The sequence below is a fragment of the Mycobacterium barrassiae genome (assembly GCF_025822765.1).
Taxonomy (GTDB): domain Bacteria; phylum Actinomycetota; class Actinomycetes; order Mycobacteriales; family Mycobacteriaceae; genus Mycobacterium; species Mycobacterium barrassiae.
Genome location: NZ_JACKUK010000009.1, coordinates 32,801 through 57,995 on the forward strand (window position 1 = coordinate 32,801; position 25,195 = coordinate 57,995).

The following is a 25,195-nucleotide window of genomic DNA, read 5'->3' on the forward strand; positions in this document are numbered from 1 at the left end:
GTTGCAGTTGCGCACCGGCACCGCCAAGTCCGGCGAGCTGGAGATCTACTACGAGGACATGGGCGATCCGAACGATCCGGCGGTGCTGCTCATCATGGGACTCGGTGCGCAATTGTTGTTGTGGCGCAAGGACTTCTGCGAGAAGCTGGTCAACCAGGGACTCCGAGTAATCCGCTACGACAACCGCGACGTCGGACTGTCGTCGAAGGTGACAGGTCAGCACTCGGGTGCGGCACTGCTGCCGAGGATGGCGCGATCCTTCCTCGGGTTGCGCAGCCCGGCGCCATACACGCTCGAAGACGTGGCCGACGACGCCGCGGCACTGCTCGACCATCTGGAGATCGACTCGGCCCACATCGTCGGCGCGTCGATGGGCGGCATGATCGCGCAGATATTCGCCGCCCGCCACAGCGTACGCACCAAGACGCTGGCGGTGATCTTCTCGAGCAACAACCAACCGCTGTTGCCTCCGCCGGGCCCCAAACAGCTGCTGGCGATTCTGCAGCGACCGAAAGACGCATCGCGCGAGGCGATTATCGAGAACGCGATCCGCGTCAGCAAGATCATCGGGAGCCCCGGCTATCCCGCACCCGAGGACCGGATCCGGGCCGAGGCGATCGAGGGCTACGACCGCTCGTACTACCCCGCGGGCATCGGGCGTCATTTCGCGGCGATCCTTGGCAGCGGCAGCCTGCTGCGCTACGACCGTCAGATCACCGCGCCGACGGTGGTCATCCACGGCAAGGCGGACAAGCTGATGCGCCCGTTCGGCGGTCGCGCCATCGCCCGCGCGATCAGGGACACCCGTCTGGTGTTGTTCGACGGGATGGGTCACGAGTTACCACGGGAACTGTGGGACGACATCGTCGGCGAGTTGAAGACCACCTTCACGGCTGTGTAACTGCTGTTACGGCGCTCCTCCGTTAGTTAGCTTCAGCAATTGGGGCTAGCATGCGAGTCGAGTGCTTCAGGGCTTTGCGAGCTGTCAACGGAGATGACGGCGGAGCTACTGATTCGCCCAGAAAGGCACCGACTAATGGCTGTTGCACGCAATCTGAAACCGCACTTCGAAGACGTACAAGCGCATTACGACCTGTCCGACGAGTTCTTCCGGCTGTGGCTGGACCCCACCCAGACCTACAGCTGCGCTTACTTCGAGCGCGACGACATGACGCTGGAGGAAGCGCAGCTCGCCAAGATCGACCTCGCGCTGGGCAAGCTGGGTCTGCAGCCCGGCATGACGCTGCTCGACGTCGGCTGCGGCTGGGGATCGACCATGATGCGAGCGCTGGAGCGCTACGACGTCAACGTCATCGGACTGACGTTGAGCGAGAACCAAAAGGCCCATGTGGAAAGGGGTTTCGCGGCGTCCGACAGCCCGCGCACCAAGCGGGTACTGCTGCAGGGCTGGGAGCAGTTCGGCGAGCCTGTGGACCGGATCGTCAGCATCGGGGCCTTCGAGCACTTCGGCTTCGACCGGTACGACGACTTCTTCGCGATGGCCTACCGAGCGCTCCCCGATGATGGCGTCATGCTGCTGCACACCATCACCGCGCTGACGCTGCCGCAGATGGCCGACCGCAAGATTCCGCTGACCTTAGAGGTGGCGCGGTTCGTGAAGTTCATCCTCACCGAGATCTTCCCGGGTGGACGGCTGCCGTCGATCGAGAAGGTCGAGGAGCATGCGACGCCGGCCGGGTTCACGCTGACGCGCCGCCAGTCGCTGCAACTGCACTATGCCCGCACCCTGGACACGTGGGCAGCGGCCTTACAGGAGCACCGGGACGAGGCGATCGCCGTGCAGTCCGAGGAGGTCTACGACCGGTACATGCACTACCTGACGGGCTGCGCGAAGGGCTTCCGAATGGGATACATCGACGTCAATCAGTTCACCCTTGCCAAGTAGCGTGGAATTAGGGCGTGACCTAGGCCACGGGCTAGGGTGTACGACCAGATCAACACTACGGAGGCCCAGGACGAATATGGCTGACAATTCCACTGGCACGAAGGACATGACGCCTCATTTCGAGGACATTCAGGCCCACTACGACCTGTCGGACGACTTCTTCGGCGTATTCCAGGATCCGACCCGCAAGTACAGCTGCGCGTTCTTCACCGGCCCCGATGTCACGCTGTCAGAGGCGCAGGTCGCCAACGTCGACCAGCACCTTGATCTGCTGGACCTCAAGCCGGGGATGACGCTACTCGAGGTCGGCTGCGGTTGGGGGCTGACGTTGCAGCGGGCGATGGAGAAGTACGACGTCAATGTCATCGGCCTGACCCTGTCGAAGAACCAGAAGGCCTACTGCGATCAGCTGTTGAGCAAGGTCGACAGCGAGCGGACCTTCGATGTGCGGCTGGAGGGTTGGGAGCAGTTCCACTCCCCCGTCGACCGGATCGTGTCGATCGAGGCGTTCGAGCACTTCGGGTTCGAGCGCTACGACGACTTTTTCAAGACGTGCTTCGACATCCTGCCCGAGGACGGCCGGATGACCATTCAGAGCAGCGTCGGCTACCACCCCTACGATCTGGCCGAGCGCGGTAAGAAGCTCACGTTCGAGCTGGCGCGCTTCATCAAGTTCATGATCACCGAGATCTTCCCCGGTGGACGGCTGCCAACCACGCAGATGATGGTCGAGCACGGCGAAAAGGCCGGCTTCGTGGTGCCCGAGCCGAGGTCGCTGCGGAACCACTACATCAAGACGCTGGGCATCTGGGCCGACCGCCTGGAGCGCAACAAGGAGGCGGCGATCGCGGCCACCGACGAGGAGAACTACCACCGCTACATGCGGTACCTGAAGGGCTGCCAGTACTACTTCATCGATGACAGCATCGACGTCAGCCTGGTCACGTACCTGAAGCCGGGCGCCGTCGCGGCCTGATCTTCACGCCCTTCAGCGCCCTTCAGCGCGAGCAGACGCTAAGACGCCCAAATTCGCGAGGATTTGGGGGTCTTTGCGTCTTCTCGTCAACTAGGCGGCGGCCTTATCGGCGTCGTTTGAACTGCCGTCGCTGTCGTCGTTCGAGGTCGGTCCCGTCGCTGGGCCCGCGGTGGGTGCCGGGTCGTCGACGGGCTTGACCGGGTCGGGACCCTCGTCGTCGCCCTTCGTCGAGGTCTGATTCGTCTTGTTCGTCGAGAAGTTCAACGAGACGCTGCCGCCGTTCGCGTCGACACGGTTGCTCTGAAGATCCTTCTTCTCTTCGGGCTTTGTGATCTTTTCGGGCTCCCTGTCGACCACCGTCACGACCTCGGGCTTGGTGGTCTCCTGGACCGTTCCCTGGGTCTCCTGGACCGTTCCCTGGGTCTCCTGAACGGTCTCCTCGATCGTGCCTTCGGTTTCCTCGACGGTTCCCTCGGTCCCTTCGACGGTTCCCTCGGTCCCTTCGACGATGCCCTCGGCCTCTTCGACGGTGCCCTCGGCCTCTTCGACCGTGCCTTGAATCTCCTCTACCGTCCCCGGGGTCTCCTCGACGGTGCCTTCGATCTCCTCGACGGTGCCCTCGATGAGGTCTTCGCCGTCAGCACCGAACGCCAGCATTCGGAGGTTCGCTTGGTCCTGCGGGTCCTCGATGTCTTGGCCTTCTTCCGATGACAAGCTTGAGCTCGTCAAGGACGAGTTCGCGCTCGCGAGGGTCGTTGTCCCGAGCGGATTCGTCGCTCCCGGCGTGGTCGGCGACAGCGGGATCTCCTTCGCCAAGCCGAAATTCGCGAAGAAGTTGTTGATACCTATCAACACTGCCGGGACGAGCTTGATGAAAAGCGAGATCGGGTTGAACCACGGGATCAGGCTCGTCCCTATCGGGTAGCCGAACGGGATGGCCCGGTTGTAGCCGGTCTCTTCAATCACCACGCGCAGGATGGGTTCAAAGAAGTCCGCGATCGGCTTGCCGATCAACGGGATGTCGTGAAGCCACCGGACGAGCGGCAGGACCTTCGGAGTGATGGTGTAGTACGTGGTATCTCCGTACGTCTGAATATCGACGATGGCGGGATAGTTCTGCGGGTTATCCATGATCGCCTGCCATGTGGCGGGGTCGTATCCGGCCGGAATCTCCCCCGGATCGCTGTCTGCATTCACCGCCAGGTAGGTGCCGTGGTCGTATACGAAGCCGAGGATTGAGTTGACGATCGCAAGCGGATTCAGCAGGTACTGCGGCCAGTCCGCGATGCCCTCCCATCTAATGGCGTAGTCGTCGGTCGGTATTCCAGTGTTGGTGGGCGTGGGTTGGCCGGTCGTCACATCGAGGATCGGGATGCGACCGATGATGCCGAAGCGCGACAGGATGCCGCCATTGGGGCGGTTGGGGTTGCCGATGAACGTGAATGCATCCGGTAGCGGCAAGCCCGCCCAAGCACCCCTGGCGATTTGCATCTTCGCGATGGTGGCGACACGGGCCCCTTGCGAGTAGCCCGCAATCAAGAACGGGCCAGCCACACCCGACACGTCGGCCCGGAGGTTTGCGACACCCTTCGCGACCGAGACGTCGAACTTGTCGCATTGCAGATTCGGGCACCAGCCTGGTAGAGGTATCGGCCAGAATGACGCGGGATAGTTGACGCCGGTGAGGGTGTCGCAACCGTTAGCAGGATCTATATCCGAACAGGTCCTCTGCATGTAGTAGTCGCGGAAATTCTCCATGTACATGCCGACATTGTTCGCATTCGGGGTTCCCGTTCCCGGCACGATCACAGCGGTGGCCGCCAGGCTGACGGCCGCCACGATCGCTGTTGCTGCGGCGAGCACCGCGGTGCTCAGCAGGCTCAGGAGGAAGATGCGGACAACCCGACCAACCTTGCGCATGCGACAACAATCACATAGCGCACGGCAGTCTTCTCGTTGAATCGAAAATTTGCCCACAGGTGTGTCGCGCGGACTGTCGGATTACCGTGGCGTTGTTCGTCGGCCAGATAGAGAGTGGAACGCAGGGTTCTGCTCGCATCCGAAAGGTGATGCCAGCCATTACCTCGCCCAGTTGCTGGAATCTGAGTCCGCCGACACGCCGGGGCGCGAACGCGGCCGAGCTGAGCTCGGCTAACTGATAGGGAAACGCCTGATTCCTCGTGCCTTTTTCGCCGTTACCGTTCGATCTCATGAAGGCCGTTGGCAAGCCGGCGTGCTACCTCGTTGAGTGGTACCTGCCGGAGCTCAACGAGAAAACAGTCGACGACATGGTCTCGCGGCTCGATGCCGCCGCCGCGACGGTCAGCGACCAAGGCACCCCCATCCGCCTCCTCGTCACACTGTCGGTGCCGGCCGACGAGGTCCTCTACGGCGTGTTCGACGCACACTCTCCAGACATCGTGTCGACTACGTGTATCCGCGCCGGAGCGCCCCATCAGCGGCTGTCCGAGCGCGTCGGAACACGGATCCGCCGGGGTCGCCTGTAGCCAGGGCGATGCAGGCGGGGGATTAGGCCGGCGCTCGCGTGGTTACCCTCGATTCGCCGCACGGCTGGGGATCGGGGTATGGCTTCGGGGGTTATCGAGCGTCCTGCCGAGTTCCGCGCTGTCTCGGATTTCCTGCAGTCGACCAACCTGCACCTCTCGGGGCTCGTCATCGACGGCGAAGCCGGCATCGGCAAGACCACGCTCTGGCTCGCCGGCGTCGCCGAGGCGGGTGAGCGCGGCTTTCACGTGCTGTCCGCACGGACGGGGCAGGCCGAAACGGTGCTCACGTTCGCCGCACTGGCCGACCTTCTCGGCGGCGTCGACCCCGACGTCCTCGCCGAACTGCCCGACGTCCAGCGCATCGGCGTCGACCGGGTGCTGTTACGCGCCGCCGCCGATGCTCCCGCGACAGGCGAGAGCGTGGTCGCCGCAGCCCTCGTCTCCATCGTCGACCAGCTCGCGGCAGACACCCCGGTCCTTATCGCGATCGACGATGTGCAGTGGCTCGACCCGTCGAGCCAGGCGGTTCTGGCCGCCGCCGCCCGTCGGTTCACCGGCCGCGTCGGACTCCTGATCACCGAGCGCACCGAGCGCGAAGGCGCCGGCGCGGCGGACTGGTTGCAGCTTGCCGACCCCGACGCGATGGCCCGCATCCACGTCGGCCCGCTGAGCCTCGGCGGACTTCACGCGCTGGTCTCCTCGCGCCTCGGCCGGTCGTTCCCCCGTCCCACCATGGTGCGCATCGCGGAAGTGTCAGCCGGAAATCCGTTCTACGCACTCGAATTGGCCCGTGCGGTCGACGCGGGCAGCTCCGGATCGGTGTTGCCGGCGACGCTGGCCGAATTGATGCGGATGCGGATCGGCCGTCTGGACCGCGAGGTCCAGGATCTGCTGCTGGCCGCGGCATGCGCGTCGAACCCAACCGTCGGGCTACTCGCCCAGGTGACCGACACTCCCGTCGACGTCGTCCGAGAGTTGCTCGAGGAACCTAGGACCAAAGGCGTCATCTCGCTCGACGGTGATGTCGTGCGGTTCTCGCATCCCCTGTTGGCGCGAAGCGTGTACACCGACGCGGCGCCCCGCGAGCGACGGGCGATGCACCGGTCGCTATCGGAGGCGGTGGTGCTGCCGGAACTGAGGGCCAGGCACATGGCGCTGGCCGCCTCGCGCGCCGACCCGACGACCTTGAGTGCGCTCGATGTCGCGTCGAATGCGGCGTCAGCCCGCGGCGCCCCTGCCGCGGCCGCGGAGCTCGTCGAACTGGCCATCCGCCTCGGCGGTGATTCCCCCGAACGCCGGATCCGCGCCGCCGACCACCTCATCCACGCAGGCGATCTACCACGTGCTAGCGCGCTGCTGGACGGAGTCATCGATGCCGTGCCGCACGGCGTAGACCGGGCCATGGCGTTGAACTTATTGGCGGGCATAGAGATTCACCTCAACAGCTTCGACAAGGCGGTCGAGACGCTCAAAGAGGCGCTCGCAAACGCCGCGGATCAGCTCGACGTCCGGGTTCGCACCATGCTGTTGCTGTCGTTCGCCGAGATCAACGCCGGCGAGTTCGTTCATGCCATGCAGCACTCCGAGCGGGCGGTCATCCTCGCCGACAGCATCGACGACCCGGATCTGACAAGCCAGGTGCTGGCCATCCGAGCGATGGTGACGAGCATGTGCGGCAACGGTTTCGACGAAACCGCTCTCCGGCGAGCCAACGCCCTGGAAAATCCTCACAGCGATACGCCGATCGCGTTGCGCGCCAGCGCGATCTACGGCGTGCTGCTGTCCTGGGCGGGCCGACTCGACGAGGCCGTCGAGCAGATGACGGCCGTTCGTCGGCGCTGCATCAACCGCGGTGCAGAGACTGATCTGGTCTCCGTGGCGTACTTCACGACGCTGATGGAGGTCTGGCGCGGCCGATACGCCGATGCGGCGTCGCTCGCGGCTGAGACCGTCGAGCGGGCACAGCAACTCGGCGGCAACCACCTGCAGGTCGTCGGATCGACAATGCAGGCCGTTGTCAGCGCCTACACCGGCCGGGAAGCCGAAACCCGCACCGCCGCAGCGTCGGCCATCGACATTGCGCAGCGATGCGGGGCGCGGAGGCTGGCCGACTGGGCATCGATCAGTCTGGGATTCCTGGAGGTGTCGCTGGGCAATCACGCGGCGGCGATCACCGCGCTGACGCCTCTGATCGCGGAATTCGACCGCATGCCGTGCACCGAGATCGTCACGGCGGGTTACGTTCCCGACGCCGTCGAGGCCCTGGTATCGCTGGGCCGCCACGCCGACGCCGAATCGATGATCAACGCGATCGAAGTCAACGGCCGGTGGTTGGACCGTCCATGGATGCTCACGATCGGCGCGCGCTGTCGCAGCATGTGGCTTGCCGCGCAAGGGGATATCGCAGGAGCCCTCTTCATGGCCGAGGCGGCGGTCGGCCACCACTATCGGCTTCCGATGCCGTTCGAACGTGCCCGTACACTGCTGCTGATCGGGCAGCTCCAGCGTCGTCAACGCAAGAAGGAAGCCGCTCGCACCGCACTGCGCGATGCCTTGGCCACCTTCGAGGGGTTGGGCTCACAACTGTGGGCCGACCGCGCCCGCGCCGAACTCACCCGCTCCAGCGGTGCGCCGGCTCGAGCGCTCGGACTCACCGCATCAGAGCAGCGCGTCGCCGAACTCGCAGCCACTGGGATGACGACTCGCGACGTCGCCGCCGCCCTGTTCATCAGCCCGAAGACCGTCGAGTCCAACCTCGCTCGCGTTTACCGCAAGCTCGGCATCAAGTCACGCGCCGAACTCGGCCGCCTGATGGGCGGCGGCTAGTTCGCTTATGCCTCGGTGAAGTTGCGCGTCACCGAAGGGTCGACGGGGATGCCCGGCCCCGTCGTCGTCGACACGACGACCTTCTTGAGGTAGCGGCCCTTCGAGGAGGACGGCTTGGCGCGCAGGATCTCGTCGAGCGCGGCGCCGTAGTTCTCGGCGAGCTGCTTCTCGTCGAACGAGGCCTTGCCGATCACGAAGTGCAGGTTGGCCTGCTTGTCGACGCGGAAGTTGATCTTGCCGCCCTTGATGTCGGACACGGCCTTGGCCACGTCGGGGGTGACGGTGCCGGTCTTGGGGTTCGGCATCAGGCCACGCGGGCCCAGCACGCGGGCGATCTTGCCGACCTTGGCCATCTGGTCCGGCGTCGCGATCGCGGCGTCGAAGTCCAGGAAGCCGCCCTGGATCTTCTCGATCAGGTCGTCGCTGCCGACCTCGTCGGCGCCTGCGGCCAGCGCGGCCTCGGCCTTGTCGCCGACGGCGAACACCACGACGCGCGCGGTCTTACCGGTGCCGTTGGGCAGGTTCACGGTGCCGCGCACCATCTGGTCGGCCTTGCGCGGGTCGACGCCCAGCCGGATCGCAACCTCGACGGTCGCGTCCTGCTTCTTCGACGACGTCTCCTTGGCGAGCCTCGCGGCCTCGAGCGGCGTGTACAGACGCTCCTTGTCGACCTTCTCCGCGGCTTCGCGATATGCCTTGCTGTTCTTGCTCATTCGTATCTCCTAATCAGAGTTGTGGTTGGCGAGCCGATGCCAGCTCTCCCACGGGTTGCGCCGAAATGGCATTCCGGGTTGTCGATCTCAGCGATTTGCCGCCTGGAATGCTGTTTCGCCGGGTTCTCGGTCGTGCTACTCGACCGTGATCCCCATCGACCGGGCCGTCCCGGCGATGATCTTGGACGCCGCGTCGATATCGTTGGCGTTCAAGTCTTCCTTCTTGGTCTCGGCGATCTCGCGCACCTGATCCCAGGTCACCTTGGCGACCTTGGTGCTGTGCGGAGTGCCGGAACCCTTCTGCACGCCTGCGGCCTTCAGCAGCAGCTTGGCGGCGGGCGGGGTCTTCAGTGCGAACGTGAAGCTGCGGTCCTCGTAGACGGTGATCTCCACGGGGATGACGTTGCCGCGCTGGTTCTCCGTCGCGGCGTTGTACGCCTTGCAGAACTCCATGATGTTGACGCCGTGCTGGCCCAGCGCCGGACCGACGGGCGGGGCGGGGTTGGCCTGCCCGGCCTGGATCTGGAGCTTGATCAGCCCGATGACTTTCTTCTTCGGGGCCATGGTTTTCCTTTCTCCTGCGATCTGTGTGCGTTTAGGAGCGCCCACCGCTCCTTAACGCACACAAATCGCTTGTGTTAGATCTTGGCGACCTGGTTGAAGGTCAGTTCGACAGGTGTTTCGCGGCCGAAGATGGACACCAGCACCTTGAGCTTCTGCTGTTCGGCGTTGACCTCGCTGATCGACGCCGGCAGCGTGGCGAAGGGACCATCCATAACGGTGACGGACTCGCCGACCTCGTAATCAACCTCGATGACGGGCCGTTCGATTCCACCGGTCTCGGCGGCCGCGGCGGTGGAGGCAGCGGCCTTGCCGGGCTTCTTGGCCGCGGCGGGCGGCAGCAGGAACTTCACCACGTCGTCCAGCGACAGCGGCGACGGCCGCGACGTCGCACCGACGAAGCCGGTGACGCCGGGGGTGTTGCGCACCGCGCCCCACGACTCATCGTTGAGCTCCATACGGACCAGGATGTAGCCGGGCAGCACCTTGCGGTTGACCTGCTTGCGCTGGCCGTTCTTGATCTCGGTGACCTCTTCGGTGGGTACCTCGACCTGGAAGATGTAATCGCCGACGTCGAGGTTCTGCACGCGGGTCTCGAGGTTGGCCTTCACCTTGTTCTCGTAGCCGGCGTAGGAGTGGATGACGTACCAGTCGCCGGGCTTGGACCGCAGCTCCTTCTTGAGCGCGACGGCGGGGTCCTCGTCCTCTTCCGGAGCAGGGGCGGCCTCAGCCTCAGCAGCCTCGTCGGTGCCCTCGACGGTCTCGTCGCTCACAACGTCGACCGACTCGGTAGCAGGGTCGGTGGTGGAGACGTCGACCGATGTCCCCGCATCAGCGGCTCCGGCGTCGGTCTCGGCCGAAGGCGTCTCGCCCTCGAAGCTAGTCACTTGTCAGTCCTCTCGAATTCTCATTCTTCGCACGAGCGCTCAGCCGAACACCCACATCACGAGCTTGCCGATACCCAGATCGACCCCGCCGATCAACGCCACCATGAACGCCAGGAAAACCAGCACGACCATGGTGTAGCTGATCATCTGCTTGCGGTTCGGCCAGATCACCTTGCGCAGCTCGGCGACGACCTGCTTCAGGTAGTTCCACACGAACGCGATCGGGTTGCGCGAGGGACCGTCGCCACGCTTCTTGGCGGTCTTCTTCGCGGTGCCCGAACCGTTCTTGGTCGGAGAGGCGTCGGTGCCCGTCGCCAGGTCGACAGCGCTGCTGACGTCCTCGCCGGTCGCCGCGCGCCGTGTCCGCTTGCCGCTGGGGCGAGCAGGCCGGGTTACGACCGCGCCGGAGCCGTCGTTGCCGGTGTCGTCGGCCCCTGCGGAGCCGGCACGATCACGCTCGTCGCTCACCGCATGCCTTCCGTCTGGTTGGTGTGGACACCATCCAGTGTCCACGCTTGTCGAGTATTCAGTTGAGCAGGGGCGACAGGACTTGAACCTGCAACCTGCGGTTTTGGAGACCGCTGCTCTGCCAGTTGAGCTACGCCCCTTCAGGATGGCACTGCAAACAGGACCATCCGGTTCCGGGGCTCACACAATTCGCGCGCTCCCCGTTCGGTCGATCTAAAAACCGACGGACAGCGCGCTGGACTGGGAAAACCCCGAGTAGCGAGTGTAGCGTGCCACCCGCGCTAGGTACTAATCCGCTTTTTCGGCGCTCTGACCGTTCTGGCTGACCGCCGTACGAATGACCTGCCCCGTCTCCGGATCCCACTTCGCCGAGATCGAATTGTCGCCCTCGTGACCCATGAGCGTGGTGAACGCCTCCATCACGATTTCGCCGTTCTCGTCGGTGCAGACGTTGCGGGTGGTGACGATATCGGCGCCGAATCGCTCGTCGACGGTCTCGATGTACATCGTCCCCGTCAGCCGGTCGCCGGCCTTGACCGGCCGGTGGAACTTGAACTTCTGGTCCACCTGGACGATCTGCATCGTCTCCATGCCGATGTCGACGTGCTGGAAGAAATGGCGCTGGATCATCACGGCCAGGATCGTCATGAATGTCGGGGGCGCAACGAGCGCGGTGTGGCCGAGTTCGGCTGCCGCGGCCTCGTCATGAGAGGCCGGATCTTCGGACTTCACCGCGTGTGCGAACTGGCGGATCTGCTCACGACCCACGACAAAAACGTCCGGATACTGGTGAACCATCCCCCGGATATCGGTCTTCAACGCCATCGGTTACGCCAGCTTTGCAGTAGCGATGGCGCGGCCGAAGATCTTCTTGCCGCCCGCAGTGGCCGTCAACGCGATGGTCACTGACTTCGTCTCGGGTTCAACGGATTTCACCCTTCCATTGAACACAATTTCAGCACCCACGCCATCGTTGGGAACCGGGACCACAGCGGTGAACCGCACGTTGTATTCGGTGACCGCGGCGGGATCGCCGACCCACGACGTGACGTAGCCGCCACCGAGCCCCATCGTGAGCATGCCGTGCGCGATCGCGGTGTCGAGTCCGACCTGCTTGGCGATCTCGTCGTCCCAGTGAATCGGGTTGAGGTCGCCGGATACGCCGGCGTAGTTCACCAGGTCGCTACGAGTCAGTGGGATCACCTTCTCGGGAAGCTGGTCACCCACCTTCACCGAATCGAACTCACGAAGTGCCATGGCTGAAACCCTCTTCTCCGTCTTCACCCGAACGACCCGCCAGGGTCGTGTAGGTCTCCTGCACGACGTCACCCTTGTCGTCGGTGACGATGTTCTTGGTCACGATGATGTCGGTGCCGTGCGCCTGCCGGACAGAGTCCACGTACACGTCGCAATAGAGCGTGTCGCCGGCGAATATCGGCTTGTGGAACGTCAGCACCTGGTCGACCTGCACGATCTGCATGTCGTTGATTCCGATGTCCGCGCTCTCGAAGAAGGCCGACTGGGCCATGTAGCCGAACACTGAGATGAACGTCAGCGGCGCGGGAATCCGGGAGTGGCCCAGTTTGGCGGCGGCAGCCTCGTCGTGGTGGGCCGGGTGGTCGTTCTTCACCGCGACGGCGTACTCGCGCAGCTTCTCCCGTCCGACGACATAGTGGTCGGGATAGCGGTAGTGCATCCCGACGATCTGCTCTGACAACGACACAGTGTGGTGAACCTATCCGTCTAACCCCGGGCGGCCGCCCACGGGTCGACGCCTTAGCGCGATTCCTTGTGCGCCTGGTGCTTGCCGCAGTTCGGGCAGAACTTCTTCAGCTCCAGCCGGTCGGGGTCGTTGCGGCGGTTCTTCTTCGTGATGTAGTTGCGGTGCTTGCACACCTCGCACGCCAAGGTGATCTTGGGCCGTACGTCGGTACTGGAGGCCACTTCTCTCGTCCTTTGTCTACGGTTCTAACGTCTTGTAGCGGTGGGGGGACTCGATCCCCCGACCTCACGATTATGAGTCGTGCGCTCTAACCAGCTGAGCTACACCGCCCCGATAGTCCGGGCCGGCGCACCGTCCCGTCCACCGAGCCCCCTAACGGAATCGAACCGTTGACCTTTTCCTTACCATGGAAACGCTCTACCGACTGAGCTAAGGGGGCGTGCACTTCATCGAGGCCCGCCAGCCGTGCCGCGGGCCTTAAAGAGGGTACATTCTCGGCGTTTGGCTCGCCAAACCGCTGGTTATCACTCCGCTGAGACTGGGCTTCCGAGCAGCTGGGCCCAGGTCGCGACGTTAGGGGCCTAAGTGATCGAACCCGTCGCCCCACGCGTGGCCGTCTATATCGACTTCGACAACATCGTCATCTCCCGCTACGACCAGATTCACGGTCGCAATTCCTTCCAGCGCGACCGGGCGGCCGGTTTCCACAAAAAGCCCGGTCGCCTGACGGAGGCGGCGGTCGACGTCGGCGCGATCATCGACTTCGCGTCGTCATTCGGCACCCTGGTGCTGACGCGGGCGTATGCGGACTGGTCGGCCGACGTCAACGCCGAGTACCAGGGTCAGCTCGTCGGCCGCGCCGTCGACCTGGTGCAGTTGTTCCCGGCCGCGGCATACGCGAAGAACGGCGCCGACATCCGGTTGGCGGTCGACGCGGTCGAGGACATGTTCCGGCTGCCCGATCTCACCCACGTCGTCATCGTCGCCGGGGATTCCGACTACATCCCGCTGGCGCAGCGCTGCAAGCGGCTTGGCCGCTACGTCGTCGGCATCGGGATCACGGGGTCGATCAGCAAGTCGCTGACCGCCGCGTGCGACGAGTTCGTCACCTACGACGCGTTGCCGGGTGTTCCCGTGGCCGAGCCAGCCAAGAAGAAGCCCCGCAAGAAGGTCGACGACGGCGGCCAGGAGCCGGAGTCGCCCGATCCGCAGGCCACCGCGACCGCCCTGCTCGAGCGCGCGCTGCGGATCGGCCACGAGAAGGACGACGCCGACTGGCTGCACAATTCGGCGGTCAAGGCGCAGATGAAGCGGATGGACCCGTCGTTCTCGGAGAAGTCGCTGGGGTTCCGTTCGTTCAGCGACTTTCTGCGCTCCCGCTCCGAGGTGGCCGAGCTCGACGAGAGCAGCACCACCCGTATGGTGCGGCTGCGTCCTCAGGACAACTAGGCGACTGCTTAGTCTTAGGGCATGACGGACCGCCTGTACTTCCGCCAGTTGCTCTCCGGTCGAGATTTCGCCGCCGGCGACATGATCGCCCAGCAGATGCGCAACTTCGCCTACCTCATCGGCGACCGCGAGACCGGCGACTGCGTCGTGGTCGATCCGGCGTATGCCGCAGGGGATCTGGTCGACACGTTGGAGGCCGACGGAATGCACCTGTCGGGTGTGCTGGTCAGCCATCACCATCCCGACCACGTCGGCGGTTCGATGATGGGCTTCGAACTGAAGGGCCTCGCCGAACTGCTGGAGCGCACCAGCGTGCCCGTTCACGTGAACAACCTTGAGCTGGAGTGGGTTTCACGCGTCACCGGAATCGCGCGCAGCGAGCTGACGGGTCATGACCACGGCGACGTGGTCAAGGTCGGCGACCTCGACATCGAGCTGCTGCACACACCCGGCCACACCCCTGGCAGCCAGTGCTTCCTGCTCGACGGACGGCTCGTCGCGGGCGACACGCTGTTCCTCGAGGGTTGCGGCCGCACCGATTTCCCCGGCGGGGACGTCGACGCGATGTTCCGCAGCCTGCAAGCGCTGGCGCAGCTGTCCGGCGATCCGACGGTCTTTCCCGGCCACTGGTATTCGGTCGAACCCAGCGCGTCGCTGTCGGAGGTTCGGCGCACCAACTACGTCTACCGCGCGAGCAATCTGGACCAGTGGCGCATGCTGATGGGCGCCTGACCGCGGCGCGACCTGGAATTTCGCCGCAGTAAAACCCGCCGGGTTTCGGCGCACCTGCGTTATTCTCCGTGGCCAGCGCCTCAGGGGCGCGTGATCGGAGGATCCGGCTCGATGACGACACCGCCCACCCCTGCAGGCTGGTATCCCGATCCCGACGGCAGTGGCGGTCAACGGTATTGGGACGGCACCTCGTGGACCGAGCATCGATACCCCGCCGCACCTCCGCCGCCGGCCCCGACGCCACCGCCGGCTGAGCCCGCCGCCAGTGAGCAGCCGACCGCGGTGGTCAACCTGCCACCCGAACCGGAGCCAGTTGAGCCCTCCGTCAGCGAGCAGCCGACCGCGGTCGTCAACCTGCCGCCTGCATCGGTCGGAGAGCACGTCGGCGCCCACCGCAAGCCCGACCCGGAGGACGAACCTGCGTCCGACTCGTTCACGCAACAGACCGATCCGGTGAGTCAGCGGATCGCGCCCGACGTCCCGCCGCCCTCATTTGGCGAGCCACCTTCATTTGGCGAGCCACCGTCGCAGCCACCATCGGGTCCTTACCCCTCGCCCCCGGCATTCGGCGGATACGAGGCGCCTCCGCCGACCCGCAGTCGCGGCCTCGCCTTGTGGTATGGCATCGGAGTCGCTGCGCTTCTTGCGATTCTGGCGGGCGTGGCCATTTACGGGTTCGCGATCAAAAAGCAGCCAGAGATACAGATTTCGGCACCGGACACCTCCACCGAGGAGTCCCCCACTCCCACGGAGACGTCGACCCCGACGGAGACGCCCATCGAGACGCCGACCGCGGGGCCAACGACAGTCGGCCCGACCGGAGACGTCATCGACGGCCCGCTGTCGTTCACCATCCACGGCATCGAGGTCGGCGAGACGGTTGTGATGTCGGATGCGCCGCTCGAGAAGACCGCGGTCGGCGAGTTTATCGTCGTGCACATGACCGTGACGAACGTCGGGACCGACCCGGCGACGTTCGTCGGCATGTTCCAGACGTTGCACGCCGGAGGGACGACCTACCCGCTCGACGATGAGGCGACGGCATACCTGGAAGGGACGTTCGCAGACCTCCAGCCTGGCGACTCCGCCGACGTTTCCATCGCGTTCGACGTGCCGCCAGGCACACCGGCGGAAGCCATTGAGGTGCACGCCGATCCGAGCACCCCAGGCGCCGAGGTTCCGCTGTCATAGCGTTTGCTGGCATCCATACCGTGTGGTTTGCTGCAAACCTCGATAGGAACTTTCGTCTCTGCTTACCCACCATCCTGGGGTTTTCCAGCAAATGACGCGCGCGCAAATATTTTGAGTGCTGTGAGAGCAGCCCGACCGTGATATACAGCGGGGCGTGGAAACGGTCGAACTCCGGTCGCTGAGCGTGACCGACGTGTCGGCCACCGGGTGGACCGCACTGGCCGCCTGGGTGGCCGTGATGGTTCTCATCGCCGCACTGGTGTACGCGTGGCGGGCGTATCAGCGGGCCAGAGCGCAGGCCGAAGAACGCACGCAGCCCAACGTGGCGATGTACATGGAGCCCGCCGCCAACGACTGGCATCTCGTCGAGCTGGTGGTGCGCAACTTCGGGCAGACCCCGGCCTACAACATCCGATTCGAATGGGCGCACCCCCCGACCGTCGGAAAGTACGAAAACGGGTACGAGGACCGCTACGTCGACATCGTGCCGCTGAACCTGCCGGCGGAAATCCCGTACCTGGCGCCGTCACAGGAGTGGCGGATCGTGTGGGATTCCGCGCTTGACCGCCGCGAACTCGGTGAAGCCATCGCGTCCCGGTTCGACGGCGCGGTCACCTATTCCGACCAGCCGACGAGCAAGGGCGCCAAGCGCGCCGGCCGTCAGTTCCGCTCGGCGGCCGTATTGGACTGGGCCACACTGCATCCCGTCGAACGCCTCGAGCTGCTGACCACTCATGATCTGGCGCGTCAGGAGAAGCAGAAGCTGGAACTCCTGCGCAACCTGCTGACGTACTACCACTACGCGGCCAGCGAGAGTCGCGAAGAAGTTCTGCGCAGCGAGATCAACCGGGTGCGCAACGCCGCCGACAAGATGCGCGAGCGCCTGTCGACCGCCAAGATCGCCACACCCAACGGGCAAGTCGCCCCGCCGCGCAACGCCTCGCCGCGCGACGTTCCGTTCCACTCGCCGCGCAATATGCCGTTCGGCGCTCCGGCGCTCGCGCGCGAGAACGGCGCGCCCTACGAGGACGACGACGCCCACACCCAGGTGCTCAACGGAGGGCCGCGGCACCGCCTAGATCTCGGCTAGAAGGCTTTCGAAGGCCGGCAGCCCCCTCCACTGCCGGGTCTGATGAAACGCTATGGCGGTCGGGCCACCGCTGTCGTGAGTAGCCGACTACTTCACCCTTCCTTTTCGTAACGATGTTACGTAACATCGGTCTGAAATCTCGACGCACTCAAAGGAGAGGCGATGACCAGCACGGTTGGCTACGAGCTCAATGATTCGGTCGCGACGATCACCATGGACGACGGCAAGGTCAACGTGCTCGGTCCGGACATGCAGGCCGCGATCAACGAAGCCCTCGACCGTGCGGAGAAGGACGCCGCGAAGGCTGTCGTGCTCGCGGGCAACGAGCGGGTGTTCAGCGGCGGGTTCGACCTCGCGGTGTTCCAGTCCGGCGATGCGAAGGCAGCGCTGGCCATGCTGAGCGGCGGCTTCGAGCTGTCAGTGCGGTGCCTGACGTTCCCCGCGCCGGTGATCATGGCGGCGACGGGGTCGGCGATTGCCATGGGTTCGTTCCTGCTGCTGTCGGGCGACCATCGGGTGGGCCAGCCGAAGACCAAGTGTCAGGCGATCGAGGTGGCCATCGGCATGACGATTCCGATCGCCGCGATCGAGATCATGCGGATGCGGTTGACGCCCGCCGCGTTCCAGCGCGGCGCGGCGCTGGCGTCGATCTATGTGGGCGACGAGGCGATCGCCGCGGGCTGGCTGGACCAGATCGTCGAGAAGGACGAGGTGCTCGCGACCGCCCAGCAAGCCGCCGCCGAAGCAGCGAAGCTGCACACGGGCGCTCACGTGGCGACCAAACTGAAGGCGCGCGACTCGGCGCTGAAGGCAATCCGGGCCGGAATCGACGGGCTGGCAACGGAATTCACGCTCGGCTAGGCCGCTGACGTGCCGAGGGCCAAGCAACGCACGCCCGAACTTCGCGAGCATCTGCTGGGGGTCGCGATCGCGACGCTCGCCGAGGAGGGCGTGGCCGGGTTCACCACCCGGCGGGTGGCCGAGCGGGCGGGGACGTCGGTGCCCGCGGTCTACGAGCTGTTCGTCGACAAGGCCGGCCTGGTGCGAGCGATGTTCTTCGAGGGCTTCCGCCTACTCGGAGCCGAGCTGGCGCAAGTGCCGACGACCGACGATCCGCTGGCCGACCTGGAACAGCTGGTGCCGGTGTTCCGGCTCTTCTGCCGCGCGTACCCGAGACTCGCACAGGTGATGTTCTCGCGGCCGTTCATGGACTTCGAGCCGGGGCCCGAGGAGTTGGCGGCGGGCGAGTCGGTGCGCGAGGTTTTCGTCGGCCGGATACAGCGCTGCGTCGATGCGGGACTGCTGTCGGGCGACGTCACCGATATCGCGCACGTACTGCTCGCGTTGGCGCAGGGTCTGGCGGTGCAGGAGCTGGGCCGGTGGCTGGGTCCGTCGGGGCAGGTGGTCGAGCGACGGTGGAAGCTGGGGGTGCGGTCGCTGTTGGAGGGCTTCCGGGGCTAGCCCGCCGTCGCGCCGGCCTTTCCCGGTGAGCAGACGCGTACACCCCCTATTCGGGCGAAATTTGGGGGTGTACACGTCTGCTCGCCGGCCACAAATCAGGGGCATTTGCCCCATGCGGCGGCTCGGGCTGTCAACAAATGATGACGCGCATGACTACGACACCCGAAGCGGCCGCGGCCGCATCCAAGAATCTGCCCCTCCCCGACGGAGACGAGGAACGCGTCGTCGGCTTCGGCGTCATGGGCCTGCCCTTCGCCAACGGGCACTACCTCGCCTTCCGCGACTTCCCAGAGACGTCGTTCTCCCCGGCCTATCTGTCGGTGTGGCACCGCACCCCCGACGGCGTCTGGACGTTCTACGCGACGACGCCCGGCCCGCAGAGCTGCTCGCGCTACTTCAGCTCGGCCACCCCGGTCGATCCGGTCGTCTGCGACATCACGTCGCGCTGGGTCACCCCGTGGTCGCTCGCGATTTCCATTGACGGAGTGCTGGATTGGCGTGTCGACATCGCGACGACGCCGGCCACGCGACTGATGAGCGCCATCGGCTCGCGGATCCCCGCACGGGTGTCGAGAAGCCGCAAAGCCCTTGCCGCGATTAGTCCGATCGTGGGTCCGCTGTTGGGCATCGGGAAGATCAACCTGACCGGCAACCTGCCCAACGGTCAGGAGTTCCGCATCGCACCGCGACGGGTGTGGGCTGTCGCCGACTCGACCGCCGTCGTCAAGGGTGAGGATCTCGGCCCCATCGGCCCGCATCCCGTGCAGGGCAACCTGGCCGACTTCCAACTGCCCCAGCGGGGCATCTGCGTCGTCGCCCAGGGTCGTTTCGAGGCGTTCGACGTGGCCCGGCACCGCGACGGCGACCGTCTTGACCTATCCCGCTGACCAAATGAAGACCACACTGCACAATCGGCACATGCCTTCCCGGCAGGCGCCGCCAGACCTTCCGACACGTGCGGAGGTGCTGGCGGCGCTGTCGGTCGCGATCGACCTCGGGCTGGGACAGCCCGCCGAACACATGCTGCGGTCGGCACTGATCGCGACGCGGATCGCCGATCGCATGGGACTCACTGCCTCGCAGCGCGATTGCATCTACTACGCGACGCTGATCATGTGGATCGGCTGCCACGCCGACTCGCACGAATACGCACGGTGGTTCGGCGACGACATCGCGGTGCGCCGCGGCTCGTATCTCGTCGACTGGTCCGGCCTGCCCTATCAGCGTTTCCTGCTGACCAACATAGGCCGAGGCGAGTCGCTGCTGTCGCGACTGAAGACCGCCGCGACGCTGTACGCCAATGCGCGCGGCCATATTTCGCAACTCATCCACTCGCATTGCACGTCGGCGGCACTGCTGGCCGAACACATCGGGTTGTCCGACGACGTGCAGACGGCGTTGCGGTTCACCTTCGAACGCTACGACGGCGGCGGACTGCCGACCGGGGCTTCCGGCGAGGCCATTCCGATCGAGATGCGGGTGGCCCAGCTCGCCGACATGGTCGAGGTCCATCAGCGCGAGTACGGAGTCGAGGGCGCGGTCGCCATGGCACGCAGCCGCCGAGGAGGGCAGTTCGATCCCGCGGTGGTCGACGCGTTCGTCGCCGACCCGTCGCACATCCTCGCGGTCCCGTCCGCCGGCGACGTCTGGGCCACCGCGCTTCAGCATGCCCCGGACCGCACCACCCGCCTCGACGGGCCCTCACTGGACGTGCTGCTGGTGGCCCTCGGCGATTTCGTCGACCTCAAATGCCCCTTCACCCTCGGACATTCGCGGGCCGTCGCCCAACTCGCCGCCGACGCGGCGGTCACCGTCGGATTGGACGACGAGGCGGTCACCCTGATTCGCCGGGCGGCCTGTGTCCACGACATCGGCCGCATCGGGGTCTCGAACCAGATCTGGTCCAAATCAAGCAGTTTGACGATGGCCGAGTTCGAACGGATGCGGCTCCATCCGTACCTGTCGGAGCGCATCCTGTCGCGGGTGCCGGGCCTGAAGGACGTTGCGGCCGTCGCCACCAACCATCACGAATGCCTCGACGGCTCCGGCTATCCGAGGGGCCTGTCGTCACGGCAGTTGACGATGCCTGACCGGTTGTTGGCGTGTGCGGTGAGCTATCAGAGCGCGCTCGAACCCCGGCCCTATCGGGAGGCGCTCGGGCCGGCGGGCGCGGCGCGTCGGCTGCGTGAACGCGTCCGCAACGGCGAGCTCGACTCCGTGGCGGCCGACGCCGTGTTGCACGCCTCCGGGCAGGAACCGGGGAGGCCGAAGGCGCGGCCGCACGGGCTGACTGCACGGGAGGTCGAGGTGCTCCGGATGGTGGCGCAGGGCGCGAGCAACAAGGAGATTGCGGCCAAGCTGGTGCTCAGCGAGAAGACGGTCCGCAATCACGTCGAGCGCACCTACACCAAGATCGGCGTCTCGAACCGGATCGGGGCGAGCATGTACGCCCTCGAGCACGGCCTGGTCGCCGAGAATTGAGGCATTCGCCTCACGCGTCGGGACCCGTTCCAGCGAAGAGTCGAACCATGAACAGATATCTCGCCGTCGTCTACGGCACCTTCAGCTACACCCTGTTTCTCGTTGTCTTTCTGTACCTGATCAGCTTTGTCGGCGGACTCTTCGTGCCACGCCATATCGACAATGCCGGCACCGCACCCGTGGGGTGGGCGGTCCTCATCGACGTCGCACTGGTGACGCTGTTCGGGATCCAGCACAGCGTCATGGCGCGCCCCGCGTTCAAGAAGTGGTGGACCCGCGTCGTGCCGGAGCCCATCGAACGAAGCACGTACGTGCTGATCGCGAGTCTGGTTCTCGTCGTGATGTTTTGGCAATGGCGCGAGTTGCCCACAGTGGTCTGGGACGTGACGTGGCAGCCCGCACGGCTTGTGGTGTGGACGGTGTTCTGGCTGGGCTGGGCGATCGTGCTCGCGTCGACGTTCATGATCAACCACTTCGAGTTGTTCGGGCTGAAGCAGGTATTCGCCGCGTGGCGCGCGCGGCCCGCCCTCGAGACCGGCTTCCGGACGACGCTGTTCTACCGCGTGGTGCGCCACCCCTTGATGCTGGGATTCCTCATCGCGTTCTGGGCAGCCCCGACGATGACCGCGGGTCATCTGCTGTTCGCGGCGACGATGACGGCATACATCCTGCTCGCGCTGCAGGTCGAGGAGCACGACCTGATGGCGGCGTTGGGCACGCACTACGCCGAATACCGGCGGCGAGTCCCCATGCTGATCCCGGGTCTACACAAGCGAGACACTGACATCATGGTGGGGTGACCCAGGTTCGAGGCCGGGTGTGGCGCCACGGCAAGCCGCAGGACGACTTCGAGTTCTCGTCGATCTCGGACTATCTCGCTGAGGAGGACGCGCTGGTCTGGTGCGATATCTACGATCCTGACCACGCGATCCTCAAGGACCTGGCGGCCGAACTCGAACTCGACACCTGGGCCGTCGAGGACGCGATCGCCGACGCCGAGCGCACCAAGGCCGTCGTCTACCGCACCCACACCTTCTTCACCGTGTACAGCGTCGCGGTGAAGGAGCCGCTGCCCGAGGACGACGCCGAGTCGATTCTCGACATCCACCGGATCTCGGGATTCGTGCTGCCGCGCGGATTGATCACGGTGCGCTTGTCGCCGCACTTCGACATCGACGCCGTGTCGGAGCGGTTCGACGAGCTCGGCGGCCAGGAGTTCGGAGTGGGCGCCCTGGTGCACGGCCTGCTCGACGTCGTCGTCGACAGTCACTTCGATGCGGTGCAGGCGTTGGACGACGGGATCGAGGCCATCGAGGACGACCTGTTCGCCAACAACACGCGAAAGGGTATACAGCGCAAGACATTCAGTCTCCGCAAGGACCTGGTCGAGCTGCGCAAGGTGGTGCTGCCGATGCGCGAGGTCGTCAACTCGATTCAGCACCGCAGGCTGGACGCCAAGACGTCACCCGAACTCGATCCGTTGTACGCCGACCTCTACGACCACGTGCTGCGGGCCTCGGAGTGGACAGAATCGTTGCGGGACATGATCACAACGGTGTTCGAGACCAACCTGTCGCTCCAGGACGCGCATCTGAACACGGTGATGAAGAAGCTGACCGGGTGGGCGGCGATCATCGCGGTGCCGACGGCGATCACCGGCTTCTACGGCCAAAACGTGTTGTATCCCGGCATCGATACCGTCGGCGGGTTCGTGACAAGTACGGCGATCATCGTGTTGATCGTGATCGTCCTGTACTGGATGTTCAAGCGACGGGATTGGCTCTAAGCAGTTCGTCTACACGCAGCAGGTTTTCGTCAGCGTTGAGGGTCAGCACGCCGACCACGTCACCGTCGGCCTCGTACCAGACCGTGAACCCGCCGTGGTGGTCGACCAGCCGGCAGGTTTCGTAGCCGCCCCAGCCACGGTACTTGAGCACCGAATCGCTGATGGTGCAGGAGAATCCGGGAATCTGATCCCACGCGGCGGAGGAACCCGCGGCCGTGAGTCCGGCGATCAGGCCCTGCTGCGCGGCGTCGCGCCAATGCTCGGACCGGATGCGTCGCCCCGCGCGGACGTTGTATGCGAGCGCGACATCCCCTGCGGCGTAGGCGTTGCGCGCCGACGCCCGCATGTGCTCGTCGACCACGATGCGCCCGTCGCTGGTCTCCAATCCCGCCGACTCCGCCAGCCTGATGTCTGGGCGCACCCCGGTCGCCGAGACGACGAGGTCGGCCCTGACCTCCGTACCGTCATCGAACATCACACGGGTGTCGCCGATCTCGGCCACGGTGGTCTCACCGACGAAGCCGACGCCGATGTCGGACAGGATCTTCACCACCCGCTCACCGGCCTCGAGTCCGAAACGCCGGTGCAGGGGAACGGCTTCCGCGGCCACGAGCGCGGTCTCCACACCGCGAGCCGCGAGACACGCGGCCGCCTCGCACCCGATCAGGCCGCCTCCGATGACCACCGCCGAATCCGCGTACCGGGCAGCCATTTTCAGCGCAACGGCGTCGGCGAACGACCGCAGGCTCAGCGCGGTCTCGGCACCGGGGATATCCGGCTTCACCGGGGCCGCACCCGAGGCGACGACGAGATGCCAGTAGGGGTAACGCTGCCCACCCGCGGTGATGACTTCCTGAGCGTCGGTGTCGATGCGGTCTACGGTGATGCCGCGGATGAGTTCGACGTTGTGGTGGGCGAACCAGCCGGCGCTGTGCAGGTCGCGCTTGTCTTCGCGATCGCACAGGAAGCCCTTGCTCAGCGGTGGCTTGGCGTAGGGCAGCGCGGGATCGCCGGTGAGGATGCGCACGGGGATGCCGGGGTGCTTGCTGCGGAACGTCTCCGCCGCGCTCAGCCCCGCAGGCCCACTCCCGATGGCGATGAAACCTGGTGTCGCCACATTTCCTGGGTACCACTGCGCGGAGCGCGACACGTCGCTTGTCAGGCTTTCGTCACCTTTGCCCGACCGTCGCTTTCCCAGCATGGTCCCGGGATTGCCGCTATCGCGGCGTGGCAAACGACCGCTAGCCGCCGCAGGTCGGGTTTGCGCTCTTCGACGCCGCTACCCGCGTCACCGATTCGTTGACGCGGTCCATGCTCAGCTGGCCCGAGTTGACCGCCTGCTCAAGCGAATCCAAGACCGCGGGCACGTCGTCCGTGGTGATCCAGAGTGCGACGTCGGCGCCGGCCTGCAGGGCGGCCAGCACCGCTTCGGGGACGCCGTAGTAATCGGTGATCGCGGCCATGCCGGACAGGTCGTCGGTGTACACCAGCCCGGTGAAGGGTGGGCCGCCATAGCCCCCGGATCGCAACAGGTCGTAGGCGGGCTTGGACAGGCTGGCGGGGTCGGTGCCGGTCAGGCCCGGCACCTGGAGGTGTCCGAGCATGACGGCGACGGGGTGCTGTGTGGTGAGCGTCTGGTACGGGATGAGGTCGTCGGCCAACAGTTGTTCGAGAGGCGGGGTGCCCACGCCGCCGGTGTGCGAATCGCCCGAGCCGTGGCCGTGGCCGGGGAAGTGTTTGAGCACGGGCAGCACTCCGGCGTCGCGCAGCCCTCGCGCGTACTCGCCGGCGTAGGTCGTCACGGTCTGCGGGTCCGCACCAAAGGACCGATCGCCGATCACGGTGTCGTCAGGGGCGTCGGTGACGTCGACAACGGGCGCGAAATCGACTGTGATACCAAGCTCTTTCATCGCCAGGCCACGTTGCAGGGCGATGTTGTACACCTCCTCGGGCGAGCTGGTGGCGGCAAGCTCGCGCGGCGTCGGCTGCGACCCGATGATGCTCGACAGACGCTGCACCCGACCGCCTTCCTCGTCGGTGCTGACCGCCAGCGGCAGCGGACCGGAGGACGCGACGATTTCGCGCAGCGACCCGTCCTGCAGCATCGACAGGTCGGTCCAGCTGCCGATCATGATGCCGCCGACGTGATGGTCGGCCACCACGGCGCGGGCATCGTCGGCGCCGGTCACTCCGACCATCAGAAGCTGGGCCAGCTTGTCGCGGGTGGACATGGTGTTGACGACGGCCTCGGCGTCGCTGCACGACGGCGGAACGGGCGCAGGCGACGGCGGCGCGGGCGACGCCTCGTTCGAGGGCGGCGTCGCCGGCCCGGACAGCCGCGGCTTCACGACCCACACCACGGCGACAGCCAACAGCGCCACGGCGAGCACCACAAACGCGATGGGCATCCAGCGAGACGCTCGCATCCTGCTCAGGAC

26 protein-coding genes and 3 tRNA genes are annotated in these 25,195 nt (G+C 65.5%); 15 read left to right on the plus strand and 14 right to left on the minus strand.

The window, feature by feature from the left end:
• Nucleotide 1: 1 nt before the first annotated feature.
• The 3 genes from H7J93_RS00925 (at nt 2) to H7J93_RS00935 (ending at nt 2,882) form a co-directional block, all read left to right on the plus strand.
• Nucleotides 2–901 (plus strand): alpha/beta fold hydrolase, encoded by a 900-nt coding sequence (locus tag H7J93_RS00925; protein WP_267304421.1) that lies wholly within the window; start codon nt 2–4, stop codon nt 899–901.
• A gap of 135 nt (nt 902–1,036) precedes the next feature.
• Nucleotides 1,037–1,906: a cyclopropane mycolic acid synthase family methyltransferase gene (locus H7J93_RS00930; RefSeq protein WP_267304422.1), complete on the plus strand. Its 870-nt coding sequence runs from the start codon at nt 1,037–1,039 to the stop codon at nt 1,904–1,906.
• 76 nt (nt 1,907–1,982) lie between these two features.
• Nucleotides 1,983–2,882 carry a cyclopropane mycolic acid synthase family methyltransferase gene (locus tag H7J93_RS00935; protein WP_267304423.1) on the plus strand — a complete coding sequence of 300 codons (900 nt, stop codon included), beginning with the start codon at nt 1,983–1,985 and terminating at the stop codon, nt 2,880–2,882.
• Between the two features lie 90 nt (nt 2,883–2,972).
• Here the strand turns inward: H7J93_RS00935 and H7J93_RS00940 are convergent, their stop codons facing one another.
• Entirely contained in the window at nt 2,973–4,802 is a 1,830-nt protein-coding gene (locus H7J93_RS00940) for a PE-PPE domain-containing protein (protein ID WP_267304424.1), read from the minus strand.
• A 290-nt stretch (nt 4,803–5,092) separates the two neighbouring features.
• Between H7J93_RS00940 and H7J93_RS00945 the strand changes: the two genes are divergently transcribed.
• Together H7J93_RS00945 and H7J93_RS00950 are read left to right on the plus strand one after the other, a co-directional pair.
• Nucleotides 5,093–5,389 (plus strand): hypothetical protein, encoded by a 297-nt coding sequence (locus H7J93_RS00945; RefSeq protein WP_267304425.1) that lies wholly within the window; start codon nt 5,093–5,095, stop codon nt 5,387–5,389.
• A gap of 78 nt (nt 5,390–5,467) precedes the next feature.
• On the plus strand, nt 5,468–8,215 hold the full coding sequence (locus H7J93_RS00950; RefSeq protein ID WP_267304426.1) for a helix-turn-helix transcriptional regulator: 2,748 nt from the start codon (nt 5,468–5,470) through the stop codon (nt 8,213–8,215).
• A 5-nt stretch (nt 8,216–8,220) separates the two neighbouring features.
• On the opposite strand, the gene rplA is transcribed toward H7J93_RS00950, so the two are convergent.
• The 11 genes from rplA to H7J93_RS01005 all read right to left on the minus strand — a co-directional run bounded on the left by rplA (nt 8,221) and on the right by H7J93_RS01005 (nt 13,006).
• Complete coding sequence (gene rplA / locus H7J93_RS00955; RefSeq protein WP_267304427.1) at nt 8,221–8,928, minus strand: 50S ribosomal protein L1; 708 nt, start codon at nt 8,926–8,928, stop codon at nt 8,221–8,223.
• A 135-nt stretch (nt 8,929–9,063) separates the two neighbouring features.
• Nucleotides 9,064–9,492, minus strand: coding sequence for a 50S ribosomal protein L11 (gene rplK / locus H7J93_RS00960; RefSeq protein ID WP_267304428.1), 429 nt, complete (start codon nt 9,490–9,492; stop codon nt 9,064–9,066).
• A 74-nt stretch (nt 9,493–9,566) separates the two neighbouring features.
• Nucleotides 9,567–10,262 carry a transcription termination/antitermination protein NusG gene (gene nusG / locus H7J93_RS00965; protein ID WP_267304676.1) on the minus strand — a complete coding sequence of 232 codons (696 nt, stop codon included), beginning with the start codon at nt 10,260–10,262 and terminating at the stop codon, nt 9,567–9,569.
• 153 nt (nt 10,263–10,415) lie between these two features.
• On the minus strand, nt 10,416–10,844 hold the full coding sequence (gene secE / locus H7J93_RS29230) for a preprotein translocase subunit SecE (RefSeq protein ID WP_267304429.1): 429 nt from the start codon (nt 10,842–10,844) through the stop codon (nt 10,416–10,418).
• A 67-nt stretch (nt 10,845–10,911) separates the two neighbouring features.
• Nucleotides 10,912–10,984: transfer RNA gene (locus H7J93_RS00975), tRNA-Trp, on the minus strand.
• 148 nt (nt 10,985–11,132) lie between these two features.
• Entirely contained in the window at nt 11,133–11,669 is a 537-nt protein-coding gene (gene hadC, locus H7J93_RS00980; protein ID WP_267304430.1) for a (3R)-hydroxyacyl-ACP dehydratase subunit HadC, read from the minus strand.
• A 3-nt stretch (nt 11,670–11,672) separates the two neighbouring features.
• The gene (hadB, locus tag H7J93_RS00985; protein ID WP_267304431.1) at nt 11,673–12,101 is read right to left on the minus strand and encodes a (3R)-hydroxyacyl-ACP dehydratase subunit HadB; all 429 of its coding nucleotides are present in this window, start codon (nt 12,099–12,101) and stop codon (nt 11,673–11,675) included.
• Entirely contained in the window at nt 12,088–12,567 is a 480-nt protein-coding gene (gene hadA, locus H7J93_RS00990) for a (3R)-hydroxyacyl-ACP dehydratase subunit HadA (protein WP_267304432.1), read from the minus strand. The genes hadB and hadA overlap by 14 nt, the downstream gene beginning before the upstream one ends.
• Before the next feature lie 53 nt (nt 12,568–12,620).
• The gene (rpmG, locus tag H7J93_RS00995; protein ID WP_006246868.1) at nt 12,621–12,788 is read right to left on the minus strand and encodes a 50S ribosomal protein L33; all 168 of its coding nucleotides are present in this window, start codon (nt 12,786–12,788) and stop codon (nt 12,621–12,623) included.
• Between the two features lie 35 nt (nt 12,789–12,823).
• A tRNA-Met gene (locus tag H7J93_RS01000) sits at nt 12,824–12,897 on the minus strand.
• A 36-nt stretch (nt 12,898–12,933) separates the two neighbouring features.
• Nucleotides 12,934–13,006, minus strand: a tRNA-Thr gene (locus tag H7J93_RS01005).
• Nucleotides 13,007–13,152: 146 nt separating this feature from the next.
• Here H7J93_RS01005 and H7J93_RS01010 point away from each other — a divergent pair.
• The 10 genes from H7J93_RS01010 to H7J93_RS01055 all read left to right on the plus strand — a co-directional run bounded on the left by H7J93_RS01010 (nt 13,153) and on the right by H7J93_RS01055 (nt 22,757).
• Complete coding sequence (locus tag H7J93_RS01010) at nt 13,153–14,016, plus strand: NYN domain-containing protein (protein WP_267304433.1); 864 nt, start codon at nt 13,153–13,155, stop codon at nt 14,014–14,016.
• A 21-nt stretch (nt 14,017–14,037) separates the two neighbouring features.
• Complete coding sequence (locus H7J93_RS01015) at nt 14,038–14,748, plus strand: MBL fold metallo-hydrolase (protein WP_267304434.1); 711 nt, start codon at nt 14,038–14,040, stop codon at nt 14,746–14,748.
• Between the two features lie 111 nt (nt 14,749–14,859).
• Nucleotides 14,860–15,939, plus strand: coding sequence for a DUF4352 domain-containing protein (locus H7J93_RS01020; protein ID WP_267304435.1), 1,080 nt, complete (start codon nt 14,860–14,862; stop codon nt 15,937–15,939).
• Between the two features lie 154 nt (nt 15,940–16,093).
• Nucleotides 16,094–17,029, plus strand: coding sequence for a DUF8453 domain-containing protein (locus H7J93_RS01025; RefSeq protein ID WP_267304436.1), 936 nt, complete (start codon nt 16,094–16,096; stop codon nt 17,027–17,029).
• Nucleotides 17,030–17,191: 162 nt separating this feature from the next.
• Nucleotides 17,192–17,890: a crotonase/enoyl-CoA hydratase family protein gene (locus H7J93_RS01030; RefSeq protein ID WP_267304437.1), complete on the plus strand. Its 699-nt coding sequence runs from the start codon at nt 17,192–17,194 to the stop codon at nt 17,888–17,890.
• Nucleotides 17,891–17,899: 9 nt separating this feature from the next.
• Nucleotides 17,900–18,490, plus strand: a complete 591-nt coding sequence (locus H7J93_RS01035) for a TetR/AcrR family transcriptional regulator (protein ID WP_267304438.1) — start codon at nt 17,900–17,902, stop codon at nt 18,488–18,490.
• Between the two features lie 140 nt (nt 18,491–18,630).
• On the plus strand, nt 18,631–19,377 hold the full coding sequence (locus tag H7J93_RS01040; RefSeq protein ID WP_267304439.1) for a hypothetical protein: 747 nt from the start codon (nt 18,631–18,633) through the stop codon (nt 19,375–19,377).
• 31 nt (nt 19,378–19,408) lie between these two features.
• The gene (locus H7J93_RS01045) at nt 19,409–20,971 is read left to right on the plus strand and encodes an HD domain-containing phosphohydrolase (RefSeq protein WP_267304440.1); all 1,563 of its coding nucleotides are present in this window, start codon (nt 19,409–19,411) and stop codon (nt 20,969–20,971) included.
• Between the two features lie 47 nt (nt 20,972–21,018).
• Nucleotides 21,019–21,771 carry a methanethiol S-methyltransferase gene (gene mddA / locus H7J93_RS01050; RefSeq protein ID WP_267304441.1) on the plus strand — a complete coding sequence of 251 codons (753 nt, stop codon included), beginning with the start codon at nt 21,019–21,021 and terminating at the stop codon, nt 21,769–21,771.
• Nucleotides 21,768–22,757: a magnesium transporter CorA family protein gene (locus tag H7J93_RS01055; RefSeq protein ID WP_267304442.1), complete on the plus strand. Its 990-nt coding sequence runs from the start codon at nt 21,768–21,770 to the stop codon at nt 22,755–22,757. Before mddA ends, H7J93_RS01055 begins: the two co-directional genes overlap by 4 nt.
• On the opposite strand, the gene H7J93_RS01060 is transcribed toward H7J93_RS01055, so the two are convergent.
• Together H7J93_RS01060 and H7J93_RS01065 are read right to left on the minus strand one after the other, a co-directional pair.
• Nucleotides 22,735–23,874 (minus strand): NAD(P)/FAD-dependent oxidoreductase, encoded by a 1,140-nt coding sequence (locus H7J93_RS01060; protein ID WP_267304443.1) that lies wholly within the window; start codon nt 23,872–23,874, stop codon nt 22,735–22,737. The genes H7J93_RS01055 and H7J93_RS01060 overlap by 23 nt on opposite strands.
• 124 nt (nt 23,875–23,998) lie before the next feature.
• Entirely contained in the window at nt 23,999–25,165 is a 1,167-nt protein-coding gene (locus H7J93_RS01065) for a glycoside hydrolase family 3 N-terminal domain-containing protein (protein ID WP_267304444.1), read from the minus strand.
• Nucleotides 25,166–25,195: the final 30 nt, after the last annotated feature.

What these genes read in the sequence shown, in the direction of transcription:
- H7J93_RS00945 (WP_267304425.1), top strand. Translation starts at nt 5,093, where the DNA reads ATGAAGGCCGTTGGCAAGCCGGCGTGCTACCTCGTTGAGTGGTACCTG.
- rplA (WP_267304427.1), bottom strand. Translation starts at nt 8,928, where the DNA reads ATGAGCAAGAACAGCAAGGCATATCGCGAAGCCGCGGAGAAGGTCGAC.
- H7J93_RS00950 (WP_267304426.1), top strand. Translation starts at nt 5,468, where the DNA reads ATGGCTTCGGGGGTTATCGAGCGTCCTGCCGAGTTCCGCGCTGTCTCG.
- H7J93_RS01045 (WP_267304440.1), top strand. Translation starts at nt 19,409, where the DNA reads ATGCCTTCCCGGCAGGCGCCGCCAGACCTTCCGACACGTGCGGAGGTG.
- H7J93_RS01020 (WP_267304435.1), top strand. Translation starts at nt 14,860, where the DNA reads ATGACGACACCGCCCACCCCTGCAGGCTGGTATCCCGATCCCGACGGC.
- H7J93_RS00935 (WP_267304423.1), top strand. Translation starts at nt 1,983, where the DNA reads ATGGCTGACAATTCCACTGGCACGAAGGACATGACGCCTCATTTCGAG.
- mddA (WP_267304441.1), top strand. Translation starts at nt 21,019, where the DNA reads ATGAACAGATATCTCGCCGTCGTCTACGGCACCTTCAGCTACACCCTG.
- H7J93_RS01015 (WP_267304434.1), top strand. Translation starts at nt 14,038, where the DNA reads ATGACGGACCGCCTGTACTTCCGCCAGTTGCTCTCCGGTCGAGATTTC.
- H7J93_RS01030 (WP_267304437.1), top strand. Translation starts at nt 17,192, where the DNA reads ATGACCAGCACGGTTGGCTACGAGCTCAATGATTCGGTCGCGACGATC.
- hadC (WP_267304430.1), bottom strand. Translation starts at nt 11,669, where the DNA reads ATGGCGTTGAAGACCGATATCCGGGGGATGGTTCACCAGTATCCGGAC.
- H7J93_RS01065 (WP_267304444.1), bottom strand. Translation starts at nt 25,165, where the DNA reads ATGCCCATCGCGTTTGTGGTGCTCGCCGTGGCGCTGTTGGCTGTCGCC.
- rplK (WP_267304428.1), bottom strand. Translation starts at nt 9,492, where the DNA reads ATGGCCCCGAAGAAGAAAGTCATCGGGCTGATCAAGCTCCAGATCCAG.
- H7J93_RS01040 (WP_267304439.1), top strand. Translation starts at nt 18,631, where the DNA reads ATGACGCGCATGACTACGACACCCGAAGCGGCCGCGGCCGCATCCAAG.
- hadB (WP_267304431.1), bottom strand. Translation starts at nt 12,101, where the DNA reads ATGGCACTTCGTGAGTTCGATTCGGTGAAGGTGGGTGACCAGCTTCCC.
- H7J93_RS00930 (WP_267304422.1), top strand. Translation starts at nt 1,037, where the DNA reads ATGGCTGTTGCACGCAATCTGAAACCGCACTTCGAAGACGTACAAGCG.
- H7J93_RS00940 (WP_267304424.1), bottom strand. Translation starts at nt 4,802, where the DNA reads ATGCGCAAGGTTGGTCGGGTTGTCCGCATCTTCCTCCTGAGCCTGCTG.